Raw genomic sequence first — 4538 nt, forward strand, 5'->3', positions numbered from 1 at the left:
TGCCTTGGCTGCGGTGCAGGAAGGAGTGACGATGGTGCAGGGAACTATTAACGGTTACGGCGAACGCTGCGGCAATGCCGATTTGTGTTCTTTGATTCCTAATTTTCAGCTCAAGTTGGGTTATGATTGCATTCAAAACGAGCAATTAGTTAAATTAACTCAAGCCAGTCGATCGATCAGCGAAATTGTCAACCTTGCTCCCGATGACCGCGCTCCTTTTGTCGGTCTTTCGGCTTTTGCTCACAAGGGCGGAATTCATGTATCGGCGGTTGAAAAAAATCCGTTAACTTACGAACACTTGGAACCGGAAAAAATCGGTAACTGTCGCCGCATTGTGATTTCGGATCAAGCTGGTTTGAGCAATGTTTTGGCGAAGGCCCGCACTTTTGGAATTGAACTCGATCGCAAAAATCCTGCTTGTCGCCAAATTCTCGACAAATTAAAAGCTTTGGAAAGTCAAGGATATCAATTTGAGGGCGCTGAGGCAAGTTTTGAATTGTTGATGCGGGAGGCTTTGTCGCAGCGCCAGCAGTGGTTTGAAATTAAGGGGTTTCAAGTGCACTGCGATAAGGTTGGCGCAGATTGTACGGCTTTAGCAACGGTCAAATTGTCAGTCAACGGTACAAATATTCTGGAATGTGCGGAAGGAAACGGCCCGGTTTCCGCTTTGGATGCGGCTTTGCGGAAAGCTTTGGTGAATTTTTATCCGGCGATCGCACATTTTTATCTGACAGATTACAAGGTGCGAATTCTCGACTCCGGTGCGGGTACTGCTGCTAAAACTCGCGTTTTATTGGAATCGAGCAACCGCCAGCAGCGGTGGACGACTGTGGGGGTTTCTACTAATATTTTGGATGCTTCTTGTCAGGCGGTCGTTGAAGGTTTGGAGTACGGTTTGGTGCTGGAAAATCAAGAGGCAATTCCCCTAGTTTGTCGGGTTCATTAACTAAGAACATTGGGCGGTGAGATCAAATACCGGGCGGTTGGAAACCGCGTCTATACAAACACTCACGCGCCGCCGCGGGTTGAAGATCAAAAGACCGGGCGGTTGGAAACCGCGTCTATACAAACACTCACGCGACGGGAGCGGGTTGAAGATGAAGAGTCTGCGGTTAAAATTACCTTATTCTCTTCAGTCCGCGGAGGCGGACTTCGTTTCTGTAAACCTGGTTTCAACCGCCGTCTTATCTGTATTGATTTTCCACTGACGCACCCTAAAATTTTGTTTAAGGATGCAAAAACTCTAAATGGTCTCCGGGAATCGATCGCAATCTAGCCGCCGATCCTTGCATTTTTAACCTGCCGCGTTCTAACATGATAATCCAATCGGCGCGATCGATCACTCGCGGCCTGTGACTGATAAAAATCGTGGTTTTTCCGTGCCGATACATCAACAAATTTTCCAAAACTTCCGCCTCGCTGGCGGGGTCTAGCCCTGCGGTAGATTCGTCTAAAATCAATACGGGCGGGTTGTTGAGAATGGCGCGGGCGATCGCCAATCTTTGTCTTTGTCCCCCAGAAATATTCGCTCCAAACTCCCCTAAAACAGTTTGATACTTATCAGGTAATTGGCTGATAAATTCGTCAGCCCCCGCAAGTTTACACACTTTCACAATCTGTTCAAAGCTAGCATCTGGACTCCCCAAACGAAAATTATCTAAAATCGAACGGCTCCAAAAATGTGCTTCTTGAGGAACCAGAACCACCTGCTGTCTGAGACTGTCGAGAGACAAATCCTGCAAGTTGTAACCGCCAATTCTAATATTACCAGATTGCAGCGGATACAAACCAGCAACTACCTTAGCCAACGTACTTTTGCCGCAGCCGGAATAGCCGATCAAAGCAATTGCTTGACCGCCGGGAAAGGTGACAGAAAAATTTTCTAGCAAGTCAAGTCGGCCGGGGTAATGAAAATTAACACTCTTGCAAACAATCTCGTCGAGACCTTGAATCGTCACAGCAGGTTTACGAATATCGTTCTTAGTTTCCGGTGCAGCATCAATCACTTCTGAAAGGCGTTGAGTTGCTGTCTGAACGCGAGTCATTTCATCGCTAAATCCGACCAAGGAATTCACCCAAGTAGTAACGTTTTGATTCATGCTGATAAACGCCAGCAACTGACCGATACTCAATACCTTGTCAATCACCAAACCGCTGCCCAACCACAGCAAAGTAATGCCGCCCGCAGAAGCAATAAAACCAGAAAAAATATTGTTGAGAATGCCAATTTGTGTAGTGCGTAAAGTGAGATTTGCTAAGCGACCGAAGCGGCTTTGAAATTCCTCCCAAAGTTGCTGGGCGCTGCTAGTAGTTTTTACAGTCAGCGCGCCTTTAAACGTTTCGACTAAAACGCCTTGAGTTTCTGCTTCCAGCACAAATAAATTCCGCGTCTTTTGCTGCAATGCGGGCAAAAACACCACTGTAGATGCAGTCATCAATAGAGCGATTACTGTTGCAGCCAACGTTAGTTGCGGGCTGTAAAATAACATAAAAATAAAAGAAACTACCGCTATAAAAAATTGACTGGGCAAGCTGATAGCAACTTGAGAAACTAATTTATTTATTTCTTGGATATCTTGTAATCTACTGACGATTTCGCCGCTGCGTCTGGTTTCGTAAAAGCTCAAAGGCAAGCGCAGAAATTTGCGCCCAAACTCCATCACTAATCCTAACTCTAAACGCTGGGAAAATTGAGCAATTAAGTTCGACTCTACCAATCCTAAACTGCTGCTAAAAAAATTCATAACTATAACTGCGATCGCCACACTTGCCAAAAGTTGCGTGTCGCCCCGCACCAGGATGTCGTCGGTGAGCAGTTGAACTAAAAAAGGCGACGAAATCGACAACAAACCCAACACCACATTCAGCAACAATGCTTCGATTAAAATGTGGCGGTAAATCCCAACCCGGCGCATCCATTTTTGTAAGGAATTGGCGGGCGGTTGACCGTCTGCTTCTGCAAAAAACCGCTCTGGATCTGGGTCTACTAGCAAGCACAGCCAATCTGTCCAACCCGCTGCTAATTCTTCTTTAGAAACATAGCGCAGACCAATGGCGGGATCTGCGATCGCATATTTATTGCCCTGTTTTCCGTACAAAACAACCCAGTGATAGCCGCTCCAGTGAATAATGGCCGGTAAAGGTGCTTCATCAATTTTATCTAAAATAGCAGCGGCTGCTCGCACCGATCGAGCATTAAAGCCGATCGCCTCAGCCCCCTGTTTCAAACCCAGTAAAGTCGTCCCCTGTTGGCCGGTACCCGCAAATTCTCGCAAACGGCTAATTGTAAAATTCTGTCCGTAAAATTTGGCAATCGAAGCCAAACAAGCCGCACCGCAATCTTCTTCGCTCTGCTGGAGAACAACCTGATATTTCTTAAACCTGTTTACTTGTCCGAATAATGGCATTTTGCCGATAAAAGGAATATTTTTTAACATTTTCCCCAATGAATAATAGGTAGAGCATAATGAACCTTACTCCTCACCTACTACCCAATCAGCAAAAAGCACCCATAAAGTTATAGGTGCTTTTCAATCAAGAGTTAGAGAGCTGAATTCACAGCCCTAAACTTTAGTAGTAGGCGTAGCGGACTACTCTTCTGAAGGAACCGTCGCAATTCCGGCGGTACACTACCCAACTGCGGCGGCGTCCGCGGTTACAGTCGTAGCGATTATTGGCGTAATAATGACCGCCGTTGACGCTAGCTGATTCTTCAGGGGTGAGTTCAGCAAACAGTGAATTGTCTTTTGTTTCTTGCATGATATTGACTCCATTTAATTTGACAAGATGGAACGAGAACTATAAGTTTTATAAATTTTATATAGCCTCGTGTAATTACTAACTAATAGTTCTTGGAGTGCTGTGCGACTTCCGGAATATTACTTAGATATTTTCCAAATTCATTCGATCGCACAACCCGGCTCAGCTATCTAGACTATTAGGGTTTTGTAAGGGCGCGATCGGCTCGGATCGTACAGAAAAAGCTGGTTCGGCTGCGGCACGAAAAACAGCATATTCAGGTCATTGCTCGCCTTCTCGGTCTCGCTGTTGCTGTTAGCACCGCTGGTAATGCTGCCACCGCTGACAGTAGCAGATTCTCGCTCGGTTAGTTCTGTGAAGAGTAAATTATGTTGATTTTCCGGCATGAGGAACTCCTATTAAGACTTATGTACTTACTTACGTACAGTTCCCAGAAAAACCGGGTAACAGCGCCGAAAAGCCTTACGGAAATGCCCTGTTTTCATGACTGTTGCCCGCTTTTTCCACCATTCTTGATGTTTGGGGAAATTTGCAGGTGGGGACGGCAAAGCTGTGCGGATTTTGACCTTGACCCTGTGAATTTTGATTTAGACTTCTAAACCTATTCTTGGCATCCGGAACACAGAAAATAAAAGTGATAAAAGAAATAGGCGATCGATCTCTTCCTGATCTAGCTCGTACTATTTGAGATTAGAGATTTGAAAATTGGAAATAACAGATTTTATAAAGGTTTGGAGCTTGTATACAGTTGCATTGTTTTTTTGAACTAATATCAAAAC

The 4538-nt window shown here is 45.3% G+C and carries 4 protein-coding genes; 1 reads left to right on the forward strand and 3 read right to left on the reverse strand.

Annotated elements, in window-relative coordinates; translation table 11 throughout:
* Window positions 1-946: citramalate synthase (gene cimA, locus IQ270_RS28420; protein ID WP_193976473.1), on the forward strand; the 946-nt coding region annotated here is incomplete at its 5' end.
* Window positions 947-1226: 280 nt separating this feature from the next.
* Here the strand turns inward: cimA and IQ270_RS28425 are convergent.
* The 3 genes from IQ270_RS28425 to IQ270_RS28435 form a co-directional block, all read right to left on the reverse strand.
* The gene (locus IQ270_RS28425) at window positions 1227-3437 is read right to left on the reverse strand and encodes a peptidase domain-containing ABC transporter (RefSeq protein ID WP_228056790.1); all 2211 of its coding nucleotides are present in this window, start codon (window positions 3435-3437) and stop codon (window positions 1227-1229) included.
* Window positions 3438-3570: 133 nt separating this feature from the next.
* A complete protein-coding gene (locus tag IQ270_RS28430; protein WP_193976474.1) occupies window positions 3571-3759 on the reverse strand; it encodes a hypothetical protein in 189 nt (62 codons plus the stop codon).
* Window positions 3760-3929: 170 nt separating this feature from the next.
* The gene (locus IQ270_RS28435) at window positions 3930-4145 is read right to left on the reverse strand and encodes a secretion protein HlyD (protein ID WP_193976475.1); all 216 of its coding nucleotides are present in this window, start codon (window positions 4143-4145) and stop codon (window positions 3930-3932) included.
* Between the last annotated feature and the right edge of the window lie 393 nt (window positions 4146-4538).

Source organism: Microcoleus sp. LEGE 07076 (genome assembly GCF_015207455.1).
Lineage (GTDB): Bacteria > Cyanobacteriota > Cyanobacteriia > Cyanobacteriales > Microcoleaceae > Microcoleus.

Coding starts and splice junctions, on each gene's coding strand:
- IQ270_RS28425 (WP_228056790.1), bottom strand. CDS start 3,437: ATGTTAAAAAATATTCCTTTTATCGGCAAAATGCCATTATTCGGACAA.
- IQ270_RS28430 (WP_193976474.1), bottom strand. CDS start 3,759: ATGCAAGAAACAAAAGACAATTCACTGTTTGCTGAACTCACCCCTGAA.
- IQ270_RS28435 (WP_193976475.1), bottom strand. CDS start 4,145: ATGCCGGAAAATCAACATAATTTACTCTTCACAGAACTAACCGAGCGA.